Annotated in this window: 18 protein-coding genes; 9 read left to right on the top strand and 9 right to left on the bottom strand. The window is 59.6% G+C overall.

The annotated features are described in order from the left end of the window. Positions 1 to 232 precede the first annotated feature (232 nt). The gene (gene pnp, locus ACR0JI_RS06485; RefSeq protein WP_480493947.1) at positions 233 to 2,383 is read left to right on the top strand and encodes a polyribonucleotide nucleotidyltransferase; all 2,151 of its coding nucleotides are present in this window, start codon (positions 233 to 235) and stop codon (positions 2,381 to 2,383) included. Positions 2,384 to 2,559: 176 nt separating this feature from the next. Next, positions 2,560 to 3,564: a Hint domain-containing protein gene (locus ACR0JI_RS06480; protein ID WP_480493948.1), complete on the top strand. Its 1,005-nt coding sequence runs from the start codon at positions 2,560 to 2,562 to the stop codon at positions 3,562 to 3,564. A 12-nt stretch (positions 3,565 to 3,576) separates the two neighbouring features. On the opposite strand, the gene ACR0JI_RS06475 is transcribed toward ACR0JI_RS06480, so the two are convergent. Beyond that, the gene (locus ACR0JI_RS06475; RefSeq protein ID WP_480493949.1) at positions 3,577 to 4,212 is read right to left on the bottom strand and encodes a DUF1326 domain-containing protein; all 636 of its coding nucleotides are present in this window, start codon (positions 4,210 to 4,212) and stop codon (positions 3,577 to 3,579) included. A 266-nt stretch (positions 4,213 to 4,478) separates the two neighbouring features. Here ACR0JI_RS06475 and ACR0JI_RS06470 point away from each other — a divergent pair, with 266 nt between their 5' ends. After that, entirely contained in the window at positions 4,479 to 5,168 is a 690-nt protein-coding gene (locus tag ACR0JI_RS06470; protein ID WP_480493950.1) for an outer membrane protein, read from the top strand. A gap of 129 nt (positions 5,169 to 5,297) precedes the next feature. Here ACR0JI_RS06470 and ACR0JI_RS06465 read toward each other — a convergent pair whose 3' ends face one another. Then, positions 5,298 to 5,948 carry a peroxiredoxin gene (locus ACR0JI_RS06465; RefSeq protein ID WP_480493951.1) on the bottom strand — a complete coding sequence of 217 codons (651 nt, stop codon included), beginning with the start codon at positions 5,946 to 5,948 and terminating at the stop codon, positions 5,298 to 5,300. Positions 5,949 to 6,162: 214 nt separating this feature from the next. On the opposite strand from ACR0JI_RS06465, the gene ACR0JI_RS06460 reads away from it, so the two are divergent. Beyond that, complete coding sequence (locus tag ACR0JI_RS06460; protein WP_480493952.1) at positions 6,163 to 7,602, top strand: aldehyde dehydrogenase family protein; 1,440 nt, start codon at positions 6,163 to 6,165, stop codon at positions 7,600 to 7,602. Positions 7,603 to 7,663: 61 nt separating this feature from the next. Here the strand turns inward: ACR0JI_RS06460 and ACR0JI_RS06455 are convergent, their stop codons facing one another. Together ACR0JI_RS06455 and ACR0JI_RS06450 are read right to left on the bottom strand one after the other, a co-directional pair. Next, the gene (locus ACR0JI_RS06455; RefSeq protein ID WP_480474265.1) at positions 7,664 to 8,098 is read right to left on the bottom strand and encodes a glyoxalase superfamily protein; all 435 of its coding nucleotides are present in this window, start codon (positions 8,096 to 8,098) and stop codon (positions 7,664 to 7,666) included. 177 nt (positions 8,099 to 8,275) lie between these two features. After that, a complete protein-coding gene (locus ACR0JI_RS06450) occupies positions 8,276 to 9,127 on the bottom strand; it encodes a bifunctional helix-turn-helix domain-containing protein/methylated-DNA--[protein]-cysteine S-methyltransferase (RefSeq protein ID WP_480474266.1) in 852 nt (283 codons plus the stop codon). A 117-nt stretch (positions 9,128 to 9,244) separates the two neighbouring features. On the opposite strand from ACR0JI_RS06450, the gene nth reads away from it, so the two are divergent. After that, on the top strand, positions 9,245 to 9,889 hold the full coding sequence (gene nth / locus ACR0JI_RS06445; protein WP_480493953.1) for an endonuclease III: 645 nt from the start codon (positions 9,245 to 9,247) through the stop codon (positions 9,887 to 9,889). Next, positions 9,886 to 10,875, top strand: a complete 990-nt coding sequence (locus tag ACR0JI_RS06440) for an adenosine kinase (protein WP_480474267.1) — start codon at positions 9,886 to 9,888, stop codon at positions 10,873 to 10,875. The genes nth and ACR0JI_RS06440 overlap by 4 nt, the downstream gene beginning before the upstream one ends. Before the next feature lie 74 nt (positions 10,876 to 10,949). Here the strand turns inward: ACR0JI_RS06440 and ACR0JI_RS06435 are convergent, their stop codons facing one another. Then, positions 10,950 to 11,849 carry a LysR family transcriptional regulator gene (locus tag ACR0JI_RS06435; protein WP_480474268.1) on the bottom strand — a complete coding sequence of 300 codons (900 nt, stop codon included), beginning with the start codon at positions 11,847 to 11,849 and terminating at the stop codon, positions 10,950 to 10,952. A 409-nt stretch (positions 11,850 to 12,258) separates the two neighbouring features. Next, positions 12,259 to 12,750: an RNA pyrophosphohydrolase gene (locus ACR0JI_RS06430; protein WP_480474269.1), complete on the bottom strand. Its 492-nt coding sequence runs from the start codon at positions 12,748 to 12,750 to the stop codon at positions 12,259 to 12,261. A gap of 137 nt (positions 12,751 to 12,887) precedes the next feature. Here ACR0JI_RS06430 and ACR0JI_RS06425 point away from each other — a divergent pair, with 137 nt between their 5' ends. After that, on the top strand, positions 12,888 to 14,915 hold the full coding sequence (locus ACR0JI_RS06425) for an FAD-dependent oxidoreductase (protein ID WP_480493954.1): 2,028 nt from the start codon (positions 12,888 to 12,890) through the stop codon (positions 14,913 to 14,915). A 404-nt stretch (positions 14,916 to 15,319) separates the two neighbouring features. Then, positions 15,320 to 16,225, top strand: coding sequence for a LysR family transcriptional regulator (locus ACR0JI_RS06420; RefSeq protein WP_480474271.1), 906 nt, complete (start codon positions 15,320 to 15,322; stop codon positions 16,223 to 16,225). Positions 16,226 to 16,277: 52 nt separating this feature from the next. Here the strand turns inward: ACR0JI_RS06420 and ACR0JI_RS06415 are convergent, their stop codons facing one another. After that, entirely contained in the window at positions 16,278 to 17,195 is a 918-nt protein-coding gene (locus ACR0JI_RS06415; protein ID WP_480474272.1) for a hydrogen peroxide-inducible genes activator, read from the bottom strand. A 98-nt stretch (positions 17,196 to 17,293) separates the two neighbouring features. On the opposite strand from ACR0JI_RS06415, the gene ACR0JI_RS06410 reads away from it, so the two are divergent. Next, entirely contained in the window at positions 17,294 to 18,256 is a 963-nt protein-coding gene (locus ACR0JI_RS06410; RefSeq protein ID WP_480493955.1) for a sodium-dependent bicarbonate transport family permease, read from the top strand. Here ACR0JI_RS06410 and ACR0JI_RS06405 read toward each other — a convergent pair. Beyond that, the gene (locus tag ACR0JI_RS06405; RefSeq protein WP_480474274.1) at positions 18,249 to 19,151 is read right to left on the bottom strand and encodes an OmpA family protein; all 903 of its coding nucleotides are present in this window, start codon (positions 19,149 to 19,151) and stop codon (positions 18,249 to 18,251) included. The genes ACR0JI_RS06410 and ACR0JI_RS06405 overlap by 8 nt on opposite strands. Then, positions 19,148 to 19,720 (bottom strand): peroxidase-related enzyme, encoded by a 573-nt coding sequence (locus ACR0JI_RS06400; RefSeq protein ID WP_480474275.1) that lies wholly within the window; start codon positions 19,718 to 19,720, stop codon positions 19,148 to 19,150. Before ACR0JI_RS06400 ends, ACR0JI_RS06405 begins: the two co-directional genes overlap by 4 nt. Positions 19,721 to 19,728 lie beyond the last annotated feature (8 nt).

Genomic DNA, 19,728 nt, shown 5'->3' with positions numbered 1-19,728 from the left:
CCTGTGCCTTGTATCACGCTGCGAGGGGTCAGGGCCTGCCTCAGCATGATCCGGCCAGCTTTTTCGGTTTCGCTTTCCTTCCAACGCATTCTCATGTATGCGCGCGGTATCTGAGACGTTGTGCCCTGACTCCGGCACTCGAACGGAAGATAAATGGGGTCGGCGGCAATGGGGCCGCCATGCAAAACCGGAGACCCGCAGGGGCGGGAGTGCTCCGTTCTAGGATACGCATATGTTTGATGTAACGAAGAAATCGATGCAGTGGGGCGAGGAGACGCTGACACTGGAAACCGGCAAGGTTGCCCGTCAGGCCGACGGCACCGTGATTGCCACGCTGGGCGAAACCAGCGTCATGGCCAACGTGACCTTTGCCAAGAGCCAAAAACCCGGTCAGGACTTTTTCCCGCTGACCGTACATTACCAAGAGAAATATTATGCCGCCGGTAAGGTTCCGGGTGGCTTCTTCAAGCGCGAGGCGCGCCCGACCGAGAAAGAGACGCTGACCGCGCGTCTGATCGACCGTCCGATCCGCCCGCTGTTCGTTGACGGTTTCAAAAACGAAGTTCTGGTGATGTGCACCGTGCTGAGCCACGATCTGGTCAATGATCCCGACATCGTTGCAATGATCGCCGCGTCGGCTGCGCTGACCATTTCCGGCGCGCCGTTCATGGGCCCGATCGCCGGTGCCCGCGTTGGTTTCGTGGATGGCGAATACGTCCTGAACCCGACCGTGGATGACATGCAGGACCTGCGCCTGAACCCTGAACAGCGTCTGGATCTGGTTGTTGCCGGTACCAAAGACGCCGTGATGATGGTTGAATCGGAAGCCTATGAGCTGTCCGAGGCCGAAATGCTGGGTGCGGTGAACTTTGCGCATGAGCAGATCCAGCCGGTCATCGACCTGATCATTTCGCTGGCCGAAGACGCCGCGAAAGAGCCGTTCGAATTCGTCGCACCCGATTACTCGGAGCTTTACGCCGCCGTGTCGGCTGCCGGTGAAGAGCAGATGCGCGCCGCGTTCGCGATCACCGACAAGCAGGAGCGCACCGCCGCTGTTGCCGCTGCCCGTGAAACGATCAAGGAAGCGCTGACCGAGGAACAGCTGGAAGACGCCAACCTTGGTTCGGCGATGAAAAAGCTGGAAGCCGGCATTCTGCGCGGTGACGTCGTCAAGGGCGGCAAGCGCATCGACGGTCGTTCGACCACCGATGTTCGCGCCATCGAAGCCGAAACCTCGTTGCTGCCGCGCACACACGGCTCTGCCCTGTTCACCCGCGGTGAAACTCAGGCGCTGGCCGTGACCACGCTGGGCACCGGCGACGATGAGCAGTTCATCGACGCGCTGCACGGCAACTTCAAATCGAACTTCCTGCTGCATTACAACTTCCCCCCCTATTCGGTTGGTGAAGTGGGCCGCGTGGGTTCGCCCGGCCGTCGCGAGATCGGTCACGGCAAGCTGGCATGGCGCGCACTTCAGGCGGTTCTGCCTGCGCCGACCGACTTCCCCTATACCATCCGCGTGGTGTCCGAGATCACCGAATCCAACGGCTCCAGCTCGATGGCGTCAGTCTGCGGCGGTTCGCTGTCGATGATGGATGCGGGTGTTCCGCTGAAAGCCCCGGTTGCCGGTGTGGCCATGGGCCTGATCCTGGAAGATGACGGGTCTTACGCGGTTCTGACCGACATTCTGGGTGACGAAGACCACCTGGGCGACATGGACTTCAAGGTTGCTGGTACTGCAAACGGCATCACCTCGCTTCAGATGGACATCAAGGTCGCGGGCATCACACCTCAGATCATGGAAACCGCCCTGGCACAGGCCAAGGACGGTCGGATGCACATTCTGGGCGAGATGGGCAAAGCCCTGTCCGAGACCAACGAGTTCTCGGTCCACGCACCGCGTATCGAAACCATGAACATCCCGACCGACAAGATCCGTGAAGTGATCGGTTCGGGCGGCAAGGTCATCCGCGAGATCGTCGAGGTTTCGGGTGCCAAGGTCGACATCAACGACGATGGCGTCATCAAGATCGCATCGCCCGATGGGGAATCGATCAAGAAGGCTTATGACATGATCTGGTCGATCGTGGCCGAGCCGGAAGAAGGTCAGGTCTATACCGGCAAGGTGGTCAAGATTGTCGATTTCGGTGCCTTCGTGAACTTCTTTGGCAAGCGGGACGGTCTGGTCCACGTGTCCCAAATCGAAAACCGCCGCCTGAACCATCCGTCGGATGTTCTGAAGGAAGGTCAGGAAGTGAAGGTCAAGCTGCTGGGCTTTGACGATCGCGGCAAGGTCCGCCTGTCGATGAAAGTGGTCGATCAGGAAACCGGTGAAGAGATCGTTCCCGAGAAAAAAGAAAAGAAAGAGGAAAGCGCCGAGTAATCTGCCAACCCTTAGATTGAATGCGAAAGGCCCCGGTTTCGACCGGGGCTTTTTTTGTACGAGCGGTCAAGAACACCGGGTGTCCCGTGGCTTGGTAAATCAAATGTTAACACTTCATGCGTGTATTTACTCAACCATAAGGATGATCATGTTGCATTCAGGGATGCTTTTCGACCGTGGCCTCGATTACCGTTTTCGAAATCAGCGCAGACCCCTACAGCAATAAAAGCGTCGACATAACCGCCGCATATTCCGTTGATATCACCGACAATGACGCCCTGTTGCAGGATCCTGACCCTGACAGCGCGCAGCTTGACCTGTCGGCCCTGCCCGGTTTTTCCGGGACAAGCCAGAATTTCAGCACCTTCGAAAGCTATTCGGGAACGGTGAACGGGGCGCCTGTCACCTTCATTCTGGTTCAGTTCTCGAACCCGCGCTACATCATCGTCACCTCGGGTCAGGCACAGTTGAACGATACCATCTCGGGGACCAGCTTTGGCGGGACGGCAGCGCCAACCACCTATCAGACCTTGCCGTCTTTCGTGTGTTTCACCGCCGGGTCCCTGATCCGGACGCCCGTCGGGCTGCGCCGGGTCGAGACGCTGAACCCCGGCGACCCGGTTGTCACCGCCAAGGGCCATACCCGCCCGGTGCGCTGGATCGGCAGGCGTCGCTTGTCAGCGCAGGAGTTGCAGCAGGACCCTCATCTCTGCCCGGTACGGATCATGGCGGGGTGTTTCGGGACAAACAGCCCAAGCCGTGATCTGGTCGTCTCGCCACAACACCGGATCGCCGTCACCTCGGCGATGATGGAGCTGATGCATTGCGAGACCGCGATGCTGGCCCCGGCCAAGGGGCTGATCAATGGGCGGACAATTGTTCAGGAGCTGCCCGCGCAAGGGGTCGAATACGTCCATATCCTCTTTGACCGGCATGAGCTGGTGAACGTCGAAGGGGTCTGGTCCGAATCCTTCTATCCCGGTGACACGACATTGGGCGCGATGGCACCGGCCACAAGGCGCGAGCTGTTTACCCTGTTCCCGGATCTGGCCTGCGGTGCCGGTGGCTATGGATCAACCGCGTTGCCGGTGCTGAAACCCTTTGAGGTTCGGGTGCTGAAGGCGGACCTGACGCTGCCCTGCTGGACTCCTGTCCCGAACACATCTTCACACGCCGCCTGACAGGGGTGCCGATCAGTGGGTAACCCCGCCGGGCCCGTGTTTCAGTAGATGCCACTGGCCATAGCTGTCCTTTAGGTCCAGCTTGATCGCGGCATCAGAGCGGGTCGAGGCGCTGCCGATCTCGGCAATGGAAAACTCGATCCCGCCGGGGATATCGATGCGCACCCGATGCGCGCCGCCGCCATGTGGGGCCTGGATCGGCTGTCCGGTGGAATTCAGGACATCACCAACGGTAACGCTGGCCGTGCGTTCTTCGAGGTCCATCTCGAATTCGATCGGCAGGTAGAGCGTGTCATGGACCGTCTCGCACATTGCCCTGAACACGTACCAATGCGTCGCCATTTCTTCGGTTTCTTCGCCGTGAAAGACCTTTTCCAACGCGTCGCGCTGTGCCGGGGTTGCTGCGGGATCGACGATCACCTGCATCTCGCCGCCGCCTTCAAAGATCGGCCCCGGCCAGGCATAGATCAGCGCGGCTTTGGTCCCGCTGAGGTCGGTGTCGCCGAAATGCCCTTTGGTCACCTCCAGCACTTCGAACCCCCGGCAATCGCCATGGGTCGGCAACTCTTCGAACTGGCAGGGGCAGGCATAGCCGCAATTGCAGTTCCCGAAACTCTCTCCTTCAACATACCAATCTGTAAAAGCCATGGTCTTCTCCCGCTAAGTACAGTCCGACAGCCCGAGGTGATTGGTCGTATGCCTGAGTTTTGCCCCGGAACATCCTATCACAAATTGCCCCGAACCAGAACCTGAGGGCCATGAGACGGCAGATGAACGGGCCTGCCCAACCCCGGATCTATTCATTCACGCGCGTCCAAAACCCTGTGAAACGAAGTGATAACCCCGCGCCTTTCCTTTCCGCCAAGCCCGCCCACATCGAAGCCAAGCAGAGTTTTGGAGCAACGGAGACAATCATGATCAAGCACGTTTTACTTACCTCAACGGCCCTCGCCGTCAGCGCGACGGCGCTTGCCGCGCAGAGCCTGGGCGACGGCACCTATATTCAGGGCTTTGTCGGGTACAGCCAGCTGCAGGACAGCGATTTCGCGGGCACGATCGGCGGCACGCCACAATCGGTCGACACGGAGTTCGACGCGGGTTTCGGTCTGGGCGTGGCCATCGGCAAGGAGATCCCGCAATGGTCCAATGACAGGTTCGGCACGCGGATTGAGCTGGAGCTGTCTTACCGCGACAGCGACGTGGATGGTGTGAACTTCTCGGGCAACGGGCCGGGTGCCGAGGGCAATATCTCGGGCGATGTCACGCAGACCTCATTGTTTGCCAATGTGCTGTTCGATTTCAAACAGGCGGGTGCGCTGACGCCCTATGCCGGGTTTGGCCTGGGGACCACCTATTCGGATCTGGATTTTGCCTATGGGCCCGGTGTGGTGCTGGATGACAGCGACACCACCTTTGCCGCGCAGCTGATCGCCGGTGTGGCTTACGAGATCAACCCGTCAACCGCCTTTACCGTCGACGCCCGCTATGCCCGCGCCTTTGACGTGTCGTCGCGGCGACTGGCCCCGAACGGCGCGTTGACCGGCATTGTCGAAGACGATCTGGATACGTTCAGTGTCAATTTCGGGCTTCGGTACAAGTTCTGAGGTCTAGGGGCAGGTTTCTCTCAGGTCATCCTGCCCCCGCCTGCTTCATCTGGCCCCAAATATCCTCGGGGGGAATCGTGCCGGCAGGCGCGATGGGGGGCAGACAGCCCCCCTGACCCGGGAACCGCCTCAGGACGGCGCTTTGGTCTTGCGCAGATAGGGGAAGATCGTCTCGAACGCGCCGAATTTGGCCGTGGCGTCTTCGTTCGACACAGAGGGTGGGATGATCACGTCTTCACCCGGCACCCAGTTGGCGGGCGTTGCGACACCTTTCGACGACATCTGCAACCCATCCAGCGCGCGCAGGATTTCCGCAAAGTTGCGACCCACGGTCATCGGATAGGTCATCGACAGTTTCAGCTGCTTATCCGGGCCGATAATAAAGACCGACCGCACGGTGGCGCTGTCCGCCGGGGTGCGGCCATCGGGAAGGTAAGCTTCGGCAGGCAGCATGTCGAAGGCTTTCGACACGGCCAGACCGTCATCAGCGATGATCGGGAAACTGGGATTGGCCTTGCCGTATTCCTCGATGTCCTTCTTCCATTTCTTGTGGTCTTCAACACCGTCAACCGACACGCCGATCACCTTGGTGTTGCGCGCGGCCCATTCGTCGTTCAGCTGCGCGACGGCCGAGAATTCGGTGGTGCAGACAGGCGTGAAATCCTTGGGGTGCGAGAACAGAATGGCCCAGCTGTCGCCAATCCAGTCGTGAAACTGAATGGTGCCCTGATCTGTTTCTGCGGTGAAGTTCGGGACCGTATCGTTGATGCGCAAACCCATGGCTACTTCCTTTCCTGTTGAAAATCCGAGTCGATTGCCTGAAACCTAATCACTTTGTGCGAAGGTTAAACCTTTCATCGTGGTCGCGGCCAAGGAATTCGCCGGTTTCACTGGAAAAATAATTTGATCAAATTATCTATTGCCCCCTCTTCGCTTGGGTGACAGAGTGTCGGCGAACAGCCGGATTCTAGCTGAACCGACAGGAGGGCTCAGGATGATCGAGAAACGGAATTTCTATATCAATGGTCAATGGGTCGCGCCGTCGCAACCCAATGATTTCGAGGTCATCAACCCCTCGACCGAGGAGCCGTGCGCGGTGATCTCGCTGGGTGGTCAGGCCGACACGGATGCGGCGGTTGCCGCCGCCAAGGCCGCCCTGCCGGGCTGGATGGCAACGCCGGTGGAGACCCGCATCGCACTGGTCGAGAAGCTGATCGACATCTACCAGACCCGCGCGGAAGATCTGGCGCAGGCCATGTCGCTGGAAATGGGTGCGCCGATTGACATGTCGCGCAGCCAGCAGGTTGGTGCAGGCACATGGCATTTACAGAACTTCATCCGCGCGGCCAAGGCGTTTCAGTTTGAACGCCCTCTGGGGGATCACGCCCCGAATGATCGGATCATCTATGAGGCGGTTGGCGTGGCCGCATTGATCACGCCCTGGAACTGGCCGATGAACCAGGTCACGCTCAAGGTCGGTGCGGCGGCGATTGCGGGCTGCACGATGGTTCTGAAACCATCCGAGCAAAGCCCGCTGAATGCGATGATCTTTGCCGAGATGATGGACGAGGCAGGGTTCCCGCCCGGTGTATTCAATCTGGTGAACGGCGATGGCCCGGGCGTTGGCTCGCAGCTGTCGGGTCATCCCGACGTGGATATGGTCAGCTTTACCGGCTCAACCCGTGCGGGTACGGCAATTTCGAAGAACGCGGCGGAAACGCTCAAGAAAGTGCATCTGGAGCTGGGCGGCAAAGGCGCCAATGTGGTCTTTGCCGATGCCGATGAAAAGGCTGTCAAACGCGGCGTCCTGCATATGATGAACAACACCGGCCAAAGCTGTAATGCCCCCAGCCGGATGCTGGTGCAGCGCCCGATCTATGATCAGGCCGTTGAGATCGCGGCCGAGGTCGCCAGCAAGGTCACGGTGGGCAATGCCGCAGACGAGGGCCGCCATATCGGACCCGTCGTGAATGAGGTTCAATGGACCAAGATTCAGGACCTGATCCAGAAAGGTATCGACGAAGGGGCGCGGCTGGTCGCGGGCGGCACCGGACGCCCTGAGGGGCTGAACAAGGGCTATTATGTCCGCCCCACGGTCTTTGCCGATGCCAACAACCAGATGACCATCGCGCGCGAGGAAATCTTTGGCCCCGTCCTGACCATGATCCCGTTCGACACCGAGGAAGAGGCCATCGAGATCGCCAATGACACCCCTTATGGCCTGACCAATTATGTGCAGACGCAGGACAAGGCGCGCGCCAACCGCATGGCGCGGGTTCTGCGGTCGGGCATGGTCGAGATGAACGGCCAGTCGCGCAGCGCGGGCTCTCCGTTTGGTGGGATGAAGCAATCCGGCAACGGGCGCGAAGGTGGCGTTTGGGGGCTGGAAGACTTTCTGGAAGTCAAATCCGTCGGCGGCTGGGCGGCTGAATAATACACCCAGCGCAATGCAAGATGAGAGGGCGAGGCAACGCGGTTGCCTCGCCCGTGTTATGTCAGACAGGCCGCACCACTAGCTGGGGTTCCCCGTCGGACGTATGGCGACGGGAACGACCGTCCCAGCCAATCTCTCCTGTCACGCGCTGGCGATAGGCCGAGAAACTGTCGAACCGGACTACATCGACAGGCGTGTCGAACTGTAGGGTCACCCGGCGGTGTGCACCGTCCCCCAGCATGGTCAGACCACGAATTTCCGCCGTGAAGGGCTGGCCCAGGTATCGACCTTCGACCCGGTCGCCCACGCGCAAGCGCATCCGGTTGCCCGCCATCGCGTGCAATGTGTTCCAGTCGCGCACCCCATGTTGATGAGCCACCAGTTCCAGGGCCTGACCGTGCGACAGCTGAACGCCGGTGTCGTGCAGTTTCCGTCGCAGGCGTTTGGCCTGCTCTTTCAGCTCCTCCAGCGGAGCGATGTCTTGTGACAGTGTCATGTTTTGCCTCGTTTCCTTGAACGGGCGCGAGTTTAGGACGGGGTTCGCATTACCATCCGCGCGCCGGGAAAGGGCAACAGATGTTTGTTCAACCGGGTTTCACCAAAGCCTATGGCCGCGAACGGCAGGGGACCCGAACCTGCGTTGCTTTTTGGCAGCGGTCGGGCCTTCTGTCAATCAGGCGTCGGCCTGCGCCGCCTCATAGGCCAGCATGGCCCGTTTGACCGGCAGACCCCAGTGATAGCCGCCCAACCCCCCTGATTTGCGCAGGGCGCGGTGACACGGGATCAGCCAACTGACCGGGTTTCGCCCGACCGCCGTGCCCACGGCGCGCACGGCCTGCGGCGAACCCACGCGCTGCGCGATCTCGGAATAGGTCGTCACCTGCCCCGACGGGATGTGCATCAGTGCTTCCCATACCTTGATCTGCAAGGGCGAGCCGATCAGGTAGAGCGGCGTCGGCTCTAACCGGTCGCGGGCCGTGCCGAAAGCGCTGAGAACCCAGGGGCGCAGGCGCATGGTATCTTCGACATAATCCGCGTTGGGCCAGCGCGAGACCATATCCTCCATCGCCGCCTTCTCTCCGGTTTCGGCCCCGAAGGCGATGCCGCAGATCCCCTTGTCGGTGCCCATGACCAGCGCGGGACCAAAGGGGCATTCGAACCAGCCCCAGTAGATCGTCAGACCCGTGCCCTTGCGGGCGTATTCGCCGGGGCTCATGGATTCCCATTTCAGGAACAGATCATGCAGGCGGCCACTGCCGGACAGGCCGACATTATGGGCGGTTTCAAGCGTGGTGAACCGTTCGCGCAGCAGCGCCTTTGCATGGCCCAGCGTAAGGTATTGCTGATACCGTTTTGGCGACACACCAGTCCAACGCGAGAACAGGCGCTGGAAATGCGCCGGGCTCATATCCATCTGGCGGGCCAACTCATCGAGGCTGAGGGTTTCACCGCCCTGATCAATCAGGTCGATTGCCCGGCGCATGACGTTATAGTGGTATCCGCTTTCGGGGGTCTGGACGTTCATGGTTGCACCTCATTGTCTGGCACAAACCATAGCGCGCGCGACACGCTGCCGCGACCCGGAACTTGCGCATTGGCTTTGGGCTTGTGTCGCGGCCCCTCGGGCGGCATTAAGGCCCGGATGGCAAAGCAACTCGACTATCATACGATCCGCGAGATCTTTACGCGCTTTCAGGAGGCCGACCCCGAACCCAAGGGTGAGCTTGAGCATGTGAATGTCTACACGCTGGTCGTGGCCGTGGCGCTGTCGGCGCAGGCAACCGATGCGGGGGTCAACAAGGCCACGAACGAATTGTTCAAGATCGCCGATACGCCGCAAAAGATGCTGGATCTGGGCGAGGAGGGCCTGATCGAGCATATCAAGACCATCGGACTGTTCCGCCAGAAGGCCAAGAACGTCATCAAGTTGAGCCGTATTCTGGTCGAAGACTATGGCGGTGAAGTCCCAAATTCCCGTGCAGCGCTGCAATCGCTGCCGGGTGTCGGGCGCAAGACCGCCAACGTTGTGCTGAACATGTGGTGGCGGCAGCCGGCGCAGGCTGTGGACACGCATATCTTTCGCGTCGGCAACCGCACCGGCATCTGCCCCGGCAAGGACGTGGACGCGGTCGAGCGCGCCATCGAAGACAATATCCCCGCCGATTTTCAACTCCATGCGCATCACTGGCTGATCCTGCATGGCCGGTACCATTGCAAGGCGCGCAAGCCGCAATGCCCGACCTGCATCATCCGTGATCTCTGTCAATTCGAGGACAAGACATTATGAAAACCTACCAGCTGACCGGTATCGGAAATGCCGTTGTGGACGTGATCTCGCAGGCCGATGACAGTTTCCTGGAACTGATGGGCATTGAAAAGGGCATCATGCAGCTGATCGAGCAGGAGCGCGGCGAGCTGCTGTATGCCTCGATGGAGGGCCGGGTACAGACGCCGGGCGGGTCTGTTGCCAACACGATTGCGGGCGCGGGTGCGCTGGGGTTGGATGCCGCCTTTATCGGACGGGTGCATGACGACGCGCTGGGCCGGTTCTATGCGGATGCGATGAACGAAGATGGCGTCGATTTCGTGAACCCGCCTGTTCCGGGCGGGGAATTGCCGACCTCGCGCTCGATGATCTTTGTCTCGCCCGATGGCGAGCGGTCGATGAACACCTATCTGGGCATCTCCTCGGAACTGTCGTCGCATGACGTGCCCGATGAGGTCGCCGGAAGCAGCCAGATCATGTTCCTTGAGGGCTATCTGTTCGACAAGGAAAAGGGAAAAGCCGCGTTTCTTGAGGCCGCACGCGCCTGCCACAAGGGCGGCGGCAAGACCGGGATCGCCATTTCCGACCCGTTCTGCGTGGAACGGCACCGGGTCGATTTCCTACTGCTGATCGAGAATGAGCTGGATTTCGTCATTGGCAACGAGGCCGAAATCAAATCGCTGTTTGAAACCGACGATCTGGAAGAGGCGCTGATCAAGACCGCCGAGATTTGCCCGCTGGTGGTTTGCACGCGCTCGGGTGATGGCGTGACCGTCCTGAACGGAGGCGCGCGCATCGAAGTGCCGGTCAAGAGGATCGTCCCCGTAGATGCAACAGGTGCCGGTGACCAGTTCGCTGCGGGGTTCCTGTACGGAATGGCCACAGGACGCGACTACGAGACCTGTGCCAGGATCGGCAACGTCTGTGCCCGCGAGGTTATCAGCCATATCGGCCCGAGACCCGAGGCGGATATGCTGGAATTGTTGCGGGAAGAAGGGTTGCTTTGAGTCCAAGGTGGACCACGTCAACTCTCATCTCAGAAGGGAACTCGCAATCTTGTCGGCTGCAGCTTCATTCAGCCTTAGGTGGCTTGTTCCTTAAAAATTACCGCATAGCGAGGTGCGAAATATTTGACGAAGGCTCTAACTTCAGGTCGTCGGTAGGCATCTGGTGAAACCAACAACAAATGTGGCGCTGACAGCTCCTCGATCTCGTCGAAGCACCTGATGAGGGTTTTGTCCGGCTCAAGCAACTTCACGTTGCTTATTCCCAACCCTTGACCCGCCCTGATCGCCGAATGCATTAAGTCCAGTTCGCTATAGGTCGCCACAATCTGCTGGGGCTCAATGCGTTCAACTAACCAATGGTGAAAAACGTTGGGGACGTCCCCTCTTTGGAACGTGACGAACCTGTGGCCTTTCAAATCCTGAGATGAGGTGGGTAATCCAAATTCCTGCTCATAACTTTTCCCACCAAACAGCGACCACTTCGCGTCGCTAATCTTCCTTGAAATCAAATTTTGGTCAGGTTCAGTCCGCACCAATCGTAGCGCTATATCTGCTTCACCTGCCATCAGGTCCAGAGCTCTCACTGAAGGCAAGAACTCAAACGCTATGCCGGGGTTACTTGCTGAAAATTCATTGACAATATCGACCATTCGCGGCGAGAAGTTCGCTGAATATGCAGTGATACGAATGGGTTTTGTTGCCGCCAATTCACCTGCATGTCTGGCAAACATATTTGCTGCGGCTTCGAGCGTCTCGGCGCTCTTGACGAGATTGAGTCCGTTTTTCGTGAGTTTGAAGCCTCTGGTGTCACGCTCGAACAGAACTAGTCCGGCTGCATGTTCCAATGCATCAATACGCCTAGCCACAGTAGGTTGGGCCATGCTGAGTTTGCGAGAAGCGGCCAGCGTCGACCCCTCTCTGACGACCATCAGAAAAACGCGTACATCGGACCAGTTCCAATTCTCGCTCTGCATTTATGTAGAACAGCACAAATTCAAGCACGATACCAGAAGGTGATGCTGGCCAATAACCTGAATGGAGAACCCATGAACCAAGGTGGCTAACGATGACTTTGCACATCACCCCACAACTCGATACTTGGAAACCTTTCAGATTGTTGCACAAACTGTTTGAACGTATCCCTGATCCTTCACGGTACTGCGAGAATGACCATGAAGCGGCACGACAACGACGGGAGTTCATTCAAGAAATGATGCAAAGCCACCCGGAAGCATTTCAAAGTGAATTGGACGTTCAGTACCTGATGCAGTGCTACCCATCTTGGTTTTGAACGTGGCTCCAATGGGATTGCGCAGTTTTGTGTATTGCTGCGTGTCCGTTTCGTCCCGCTTAGCGGAACAACCTGAAAAGCATCCCTAGCGATCAGAGTTCGTTTAGATAGTCGGAAAAAGCCTCGACCACGCGCTCATACACATCGCGCTTGAAGGGCACGATTTCGGCGATCAGCCGGTCGGGCTCCTGCCATTTCCAGCGGGTGAATTCCGGGTGGTCGGTTTCGATGTTGATCTGATCGTCGGCGCCGGTGAAGCGCAGCAGGAACCATTTTTGTTCCTGCCCGCGATAGCGTCCTTTCCAGATGTGGGGCACGATGTCATGGGGCAGGTCATAGGGCAGCCAGCCCTCGGTTTCGGCGATGACTTCGACCAGATCAGCTGTGACCCCGGTTTCTTCCCACAGCTCGCGCAGGGCCGCGACGCGGGGGTCTTCGCCCTTGTCCACACCGCCCTGCGGCATTTGCCAGGCGTCTTGTGGGCCGTCGTTTCGCATACCCACAAAAACCCTCCCCTCGGCATTCATCAGCATCAGCCCGACGCAGGGGCGATAGGGCAGTTTGGCGATTTCTTCGGGGGTCATGCGCGGCCTCATCGGGTTGTTCCGCCCACCTCTAGCAATCACCGGCGCTACAGCAAAGAGGGTGACGTGGGGTTTCGCGTGACAAAGTTGACGCGAACGTCAATCTAGCGGGCAAATTCAGGAGGGAGAGTTCCGCCATGACTGCGTACCCGAATATGCTGGCCCCGCTGGATCTGGGCTTTACCACGTTGAAAAACCGCGTGTTGATGGGCTCGATGCATACGGGGCTCGAGGAGACCGGCGACTGGAACCGGGTGGCCGAGTTCTATGCGGATCGGGCGCGGGGCGGCGTGGCCTTGATGGTGACAGGCGGGATAGGTCCGAACCTTGAAGGCTCGGTCCTGCCGGGGGCCTCGATGATGGTGAGCGACAAGGACGTGGCGCACCATTCCATCGTGACGCAGCGCGTACATGAAGCGGGCGGCAAGATCGCGATGCAGATCCTGCACGCGGGGCGCTATGCCTATGGGCCGAAATGCGTGGCCCCCAGCCCGGTGAAATCGCCGATCTCTCCGTTCCCGCCCACTGAGCTGGATGAAGAGGGCATCGAGAAACAGATCAGCGATATCGTCAACGCTGCCGTACTGGCGCAAAAGGCGGGCTATGACGGGGTCGAGATCATGGGGTCCGAGGGGTACTTCCTGAACCAGTTCCTTGTGACCCATACCAACAAGCGCACCGACCGCTGGGGCGGGTCTTATGAGAACCGGATGCGTCTGCCGATAGAGGTCGTGCGCCGCACGCGTGAGGCGGTGGGCACCGATTTCACCATCATCTACCGGCTGTCGATGATCGATCTGGTCCCCAACGGCTCGACCCATGACGAGGTGGTTCAACTGGCGCAGGAGATCGAAAAGGCCGGGGCCACGATCATCAATACCGGGATCGGCTGGCACGAGGCGCGGATTCCCACAATTGCCACCAGCGTGCCGCGTGCGGCCTTTGCCTGGGTGACCAAGAAGCTGATGGGCAAGGTGGGGATACCGGTGATCACATCAAACCGGATCAACACGCCCGAGGTGGCCGAAGAGGTTCTGTCGACCGGTTGCGCCGACATGGTCTCGCTGGCCCGCCCGATGCTGGCGGATGCAGATTTCGTCAACAAGGCGATGGCAGATCAGGCGGCAAAGATCGCGCCTTGCATTGCCTGCAATCAGGCCTGTCTGGATCACACGTTCAGTGGCAAGCTGACCTCATGCCTCGTGAACCCGCGCGCCTGTCATGAGACCGAACTGGTGATTGAACCGGCAAAAACGCGCAAATCCATTGCCATTGTGGGTGCAGGCCCTGCCGGTCTGTCGACCGCAATGATCGCGGCCCAGCGCGGTCACGACGTCACCCTGTTCGACCGCGCTGATGAGGTCGGCGGGCAGCTGAACATGGCCAAGCAGGTGCCGGGGAAAGAAGAATTCTGGGGACTGGTCGACTGGTACCGCAACATGATGGATGATCTGGGCGTGAAGGTGGAACTGAACCGCGAGGTTGGCGCAGATGACCTGACCGGCTTTGACGAGGTAGTCATCGCCACCGGCGTAAGACCGCGTGATCCGCAGATACCGGGGCAGGATCGGAACAACGTGCTGAGTTACATCGACGTGCTGCGCGGCAAGGCCGAGGTTGGCAAGTCTGCTGCCGTGATCGGGGCCGGTGGCATCGGCTTTGATGTGTCCGAGTTTCTGCTGGAAGAGGGTCACAGCGCCACGACCGACCTGCCACTGTGGATGAAGGAATGGGGCGTGACGGACCCGGCTGAACACCGTGCGGGGTTGGCGCCCGAGGGGCCGCAACCCAGCGCCCCCGCGCGTCAGGTCACCTTGTTGCAGCGCAAGAAACAGGCGCACGGCAAAGGTCTTGGCAAAACCACAGGCTGGATTCACCGGGCAACACTGAAGATGAAGAACGTCAATTTCGTGGGTGGCGTGAATTATGAGCGCATCGACGATGACGGCTTGCATGTCAGCTTTGGCGAAGAGCGCGCGGACCCGACGGTGATCGCGGCCGACACCATCGTGCTGTGTGCCGGTCAGGTGTCCGAACGGTCACTGGCGGACGCGCTGATCGAGCGGGGCATCACCCCCCATGTGATCGGGGGAGCGGATGTCGCCGCCGAACTGGACGCCAAGCGCGCGATCAATCAGGGCACGCGGCTGGCAGCGGAATTCTGATCGCAGGGTTTAACGTTTCCCAGTCGGACAGCGCGAGTTTTGCACCCAGAGCGCCAAAGGCCGTTGCAAAACTCCGCCTGATCCACGTCTTCACCGTCGGACGGCGGATCACGTGGTCGCGGGCTAGAACGGCACCCTTCGGCAGGCAAGGACGGCGATGGTGAAAACGGATTTCTTGACCCCGTCTGTGGTCACAAAAATGCCATTCTAAGATGAACAGAAACGCATAATTGCGCGGAAAACGCAGTATCGCAGGGTTCGGGACCGGTTTGGAAACTACTGTTTCCGCGTTTCTCATACGCAAACGATCCGATTCAAATCCCTGATATTATCCCATGTATGCCCCGATTCCGCCCAGATTCAGAGCGATAGTCGGGTTGGAAATCAATATCTGGGGAACGAGTATGGACCGACTGACCGAAATGGAAGCCTTCGCCAATGTGGTGGACCAGGGTGGCTTCACCGATGCGGCCAAGAAGATGGGCATCTCCAAATCGGCCGTGTCCAAACACGTCTCGAGCCTCGAAGCGCGTCTGGGGGCCCGGTTGCTGAACCGCACCACGCGCCGGGTGTCGCCGACGGAAATCGGCCTGGCCTATTATGACCGCGCACGTCGCGTTCTGAATGATGCGGGTGAAGCGGATTCGCTGGTCACATCGATGCAATCGGCCCCGTCCGGTCTGCTGCGCATCAGCGTTGCCACGGATTTCGGCGTCAATCACCTGTCGCCGGTCCTGTCCGATTTCCTAGCCGTCTACCCCGACATCACCGTGAACATGGTGCTGAACAACCGCTATGTCGAACTGATTTCCGAAGGTTTTGACGTGGCCGTGCGCATCGGCGAGCTGGAAGACAGCACGTTGCGCGCCCGCAAGCTGACCGAAACGGTCAAACGCATGGTTGCCGCGCCCAGCTATATCGAACGGTTCGGGCGCCCGCAGAAGATCGACGATCTGAACGAACACAAGCTGCTGCACTATTCCAGCCAGTCGTCAGGCAATGTCTGGAAGCTGACCGCACCGTCCGGTGAAAAGCGTCAGGTGCGCACCGCGGGCTGGCTGAGCGTGAATGACGGACAATCTCTGCTGAACGCGGCCATTTCGGGGCTGGGGATCGCGTATCTGCCCAGCTATCTTTATGCCGAGGCGTTGAAATCGGGGCAGGTTGTCGATGCCATGCCGTCCCTGCCGGACGAGGTACAAGGCATTTACGCCGTTTACCCGCCCGGCCGCTTCACACAACCCAAAGTCCGGGCCTTCATCGATTTCCTGGTCGATGCGTTCGAAGACAAAAGCCCGATGGATTGGTAGTTTCTCCCTGAAGACCAACCTTTGGCCCGCATGTCAAAGTGCGGGCCTTTTTTTATGAACCGATCACCGTCAGACCAATGGATCGCGCGGAAGAGCGCAGGCTTTCCATCAATACGTTCTGGCCCGGCGGCGGCGTTTCGGCATTGCGCGCCAGCAACGCGATATCGCGATTGGCATTGGGAATGGACAGCGGTCGCAGGCGCACCTCGTCGCGGTAGATCCCCTGTCTGCGAGCATAAAGATCAGGCAGAACCGCAACCCCAACCCCCGAAGCCGCCATCAGAACAATGGAATCAAGCGTCGTGCCTTCATATTCATCCGAAACCACGCCGCCGCATTCCGCTGCCAGCGCATAGACGATGCGCGACAGGCGGTGGCTTTGGTCAAGGGTCAGGAACAGCCGGTTCTGCAAGTCGGCGGCACTGACGCCCTGTGGGTCCTGCGCCAGAACGTCGTCAACGGCCACCGCGACCCAGAGGGGTTCGTTGAACAAGCGGTGCTGCACGGTATTGGGGTGATCCTCGGGCGTTGACAGGATCAGGTCAAATCGACCGGATTTCAGGCCCTGTTCCAGATCGCGGGTGTTTTCCTCGCGCACGACAATGCGTAATCCGGGGCGCAGGCGGTGCACCTCTTTGATGGCTTGCGGCAACAGGTATGGCCCGATCGAAGGCAAAACGCCTAACCGCAACCTTCCGCCAACGGGCATATCGTTGGTCATGGCGTGGCGCAGGTCCTTGACCTCGGCAAGGATCCTTTGCGCGCGCGAGATGAACTCTTCCCCCTTTGTGGTCACCTGAATTCCGCCGCGATTGCGGTCAAAGATCCGAACGCCAAGCTCTTGTTCTACGGTCGCAATTTGCGCCGACAGGCTGGGTTGGCTGACATTCAGCACTTCGGCGGCCAAACTGAACCGTCCGAGGCGGCTGACCGTGACGATGTATTCCAATTGGCGCAGGGTTGGACGCATTTCATAACCTGAAACTATATTAAACTTAAAAAGATAGTATTTGGCGAAATCAATTTTGCAAGGCACCTAGCCCTGAAACGAGGGATCAGGAGTCAAGTATGCCCGGAGTGATCGAGACGCTGTCCAGCAACCTGCTGGTGCCCACCATTTTGTTTTTTGCCCTAGGGCTTTTGGCCGCTTTTGTGCGCAGCGATTTGTCTATCCCGGCCGGAGCGGCCAAGTTCATGTCGCTCTACCTGCTGTTGGCCATCGGGTTCAAAGGCGGTGCCAGCCTGGCCGCGCACGGCATCCATTTGCAACTGTTCCTGACCCTGCTGGGCGGAGTGGCCCTGTCCTTTACCATCCCCTTCGTGGCCTTTGCCCTGCTGAGGATGATGACACGGCTGGATGCGTTGAACGCTGCGGCGGTCGCAGGGCATTACGGGTCGATTTCGATTGTCACCTTTGTCACCGCCACCAGCCTGCTGGATCTGGTAGGTCTTGCCCATGACGGGTTCATGGTAGCGGTGGCGGCAGCGATGGAGGTACCGGCCATTCTGTCGGCGCTGTGGCTGGCGCACAAGACCGGCGGCAATGGCGTCAAGGATGACAAGCTGTGGCGTGATCTGCTGGCCAATGGATCAATTGTGCTGCTGACCGGGGCGTTCCTGATCGGGGCCATAACCGGGGGTGAAGGCATGCAGATGATCGCGCCTTTCATCGTCACGCCTTTCACCGGCATCCTGTGCTTATTCCTGCTGGATATGGGGCTTTCGGCGGGGCGCAGCCTGATCAGCAATCGCGACAAACTGTCGGTTGGCCTGTTCGCCTTTGGCGTATTGATGCCCTTGATCGGCGCGCTGATGGCCTGGGCCGTCGGTGCGGTAATCGGATTGCCGCAAGGCAGCCTGTTCCTGTTCATGGTGCTGTCGGCCTCGGCGTCTTATATCGCGGTTCCGGCCGCCATGAAAATCGCACTGCCAAAGGCCGAGGCCGGGATTTATCTGACCCTGTCGCTGGGTGTGTCCTTTCCGTTCAACATCACAGTCGGATTGCCGCTGTACCTGTGGTGGGTCAGTTGACGAGCAAGACCGCCTCGACCCGGCGGTTCAGCTCTCGCCCTTCGGGGGTTGCGTTCGATGTGAGCGGGGACAGATAGCCGACGCCCTGTGCCTCGATCCGGTCGGCGGCCACGCCATGCGCATCAATCAGACGGGTGCGGACGGACTCGGCCCGACTTTTGCTGACCGCAATATTGGCCTGCAACGCGCCGGTGTCATCGGTGTGCCCCACCAGCGCCAGGCGCATCTTGGGGTTTTCGGCCAGATATCCGGCCAGCAGGGTCAGAGAGGCATAAGTCCCCTCGTCCAGCGCAACCTCACCGGTTGGGAAATGCAGATCGTCCAGTATCACGTGACCCGATGTTGCCAGTGCTTCGAGCAGCCCGCCCGACCCCTCGACAGCCTGTTCGATCACGACCGGAACAGGGTCCGGTGCATTCTGGGGCGTGACGCGGATCATCTGGACATACCCGTCCGGGGGGTTGCGGCTGACCAGCAGGCTGAGGGCAACAGACCCCTTGGTGGCCGACAGGAAACGGTAATCCTGAATGGCGACGTACATGTCCGGGGTCGGAACGACCTCGGTGCCAAAGCGGAAGTCGAACCCGCCACAGGCGCGGGCATCACATTCGAACAGAATCTTGTAGCCCTGCGCCTCGATCTGGTCGCGCAGCGGGGCCAGTAGCTGGAGGGTTGTGCTGGAGCCCGCCTGAAGCCGCCACGTGTAGCGTTCAACCCGGCCTTCGAGAGTGTCAGCAGGCACCGCGCCATTCGCAAAAGGCCCCGTTGGCAGGTCATAGCTGTCCAACGGCGAGGTGCGGTCGCTGATCTGGCGGGCGCTGGCTGGCAGGGTCAGGTCCTGCGCCAGAACCGGCCCCGCAAAAAGCGTGGCAATGAGGGCGGCTGACCGGATCATCGAAACTGCGCGTGATACTCGGGGTTGGGCACCATTGCCGTGGCGCTGGCCACCCGGTTGGACATGTTGAAGAACCCGGCAACATTGGCAATGTCCCAGATATCGCGGTCGGTAAAGCCTGCATCGCGCAGTTTCTGGCGGTCGGGTTCTTCGATCTCGGCGCTGGCGGTTGTCATTTTGGCGGCAAAGTCCAGCATCGCGCGCTGCCGGGGCTCGATCGGTGCAACACGGTAATTCATCACCAGCATCTCACCCAGTTGCGGGTTGCCCGAAAGCTGCCGGACCGCGGCACCATGCGCGACCAGACAGTAGAAGCACTTGTTGATCGACGAAACGACCACGGCAATCATCTCGCGCTCCAGCTTGGACAGGCCGCTGTCGGCCAGCATCAGATCGTTATACATAGCCGTGAACGTGTTCAGCTTGTCGATGTCGAAGGCGTTTGCCTTTAGCACATTCGGCACCATGCCCAGCTTTTCGACACAGATATCGAAATATTTCTGCGTTTCCGGCGGCAGTGGATCGACCATGGGCAGGTTCAGCGCGGTGGGCATGTCTTTCTGTGTCATGGCGACCC

The sequence above is a fragment of the Ruegeria sp. N10 genome (genome assembly GCF_056531545.1).
The sequence above is the reverse complement of the archived record's forward strand: the minus strand, read 5'-3'. Positions and strand labels throughout refer to the sequence as shown.

Coding starts and splice junctions, on each gene's coding strand:
- pnp (WP_480493947.1), top strand. CDS start 233: ATGTTTGATGTAACGAAGAAATCGATGCAGTGGGGCGAGGAGACGCTG.
- ACR0JI_RS06475 (WP_480493949.1), bottom strand. CDS start 4,212: ATGGCTTTTACAGATTGGTATGTTGAAGGAGAGAGTTTCGGGAACTGC.
- ACR0JI_RS06470 (WP_480493950.1), top strand. CDS start 4,479: ATGATCAAGCACGTTTTACTTACCTCAACGGCCCTCGCCGTCAGCGCG.
- ACR0JI_RS06465 (WP_480493951.1), bottom strand. CDS start 5,948: ATGGGTTTGCGCATCAACGATACGGTCCCGAACTTCACCGCAGAAACA.
- ACR0JI_RS06460 (WP_480493952.1), top strand. CDS start 6,163: ATGATCGAGAAACGGAATTTCTATATCAATGGTCAATGGGTCGCGCCG.
- ACR0JI_RS06455 (WP_480474265.1), bottom strand. CDS start 8,098: ATGACACTGTCACAAGACATCGCTCCGCTGGAGGAGCTGAAAGAGCAG.
- ACR0JI_RS06450 (WP_480474266.1), bottom strand. CDS start 9,127: ATGAACGTCCAGACCCCCGAAAGCGGATACCACTATAACGTCATGCGC.
- nth (WP_480493953.1), top strand. CDS start 9,245: ATGGCAAAGCAACTCGACTATCATACGATCCGCGAGATCTTTACGCGC.
- ACR0JI_RS06440 (WP_480474267.1), top strand. CDS start 9,886: ATGAAAACCTACCAGCTGACCGGTATCGGAAATGCCGTTGTGGACGTG.
- ACR0JI_RS06435 (WP_480474268.1), bottom strand. CDS start 11,849: ATGCAGAGCGAGAATTGGAACTGGTCCGATGTACGCGTTTTTCTGATG.
- ACR0JI_RS06430 (WP_480474269.1), bottom strand. CDS start 12,750: ATGACCCCCGAAGAAATCGCCAAACTGCCCTATCGCCCCTGCGTCGGG.
- ACR0JI_RS06425 (WP_480493954.1), top strand. CDS start 12,888: ATGACTGCGTACCCGAATATGCTGGCCCCGCTGGATCTGGGCTTTACC.
- ACR0JI_RS06420 (WP_480474271.1), top strand. CDS start 15,320: ATGGACCGACTGACCGAAATGGAAGCCTTCGCCAATGTGGTGGACCAG.
- ACR0JI_RS06415 (WP_480474272.1), bottom strand. CDS start 17,195: ATGCGTCCAACCCTGCGCCAATTGGAATACATCGTCACGGTCAGCCGC.
- ACR0JI_RS06410 (WP_480493955.1), top strand. CDS start 17,294: ATGCCCGGAGTGATCGAGACGCTGTCCAGCAACCTGCTGGTGCCCACC.
- ACR0JI_RS06405 (WP_480474274.1), bottom strand. CDS start 19,151: ATGATCCGGTCAGCCGCCCTCATTGCCACGCTTTTTGCGGGGCCGGTT.
- ACR0JI_RS06400 (WP_480474275.1), bottom strand. CDS start 19,720: ATGACACAGAAAGACATGCCCACCGCGCTGAACCTGCCCATGGTCGAT.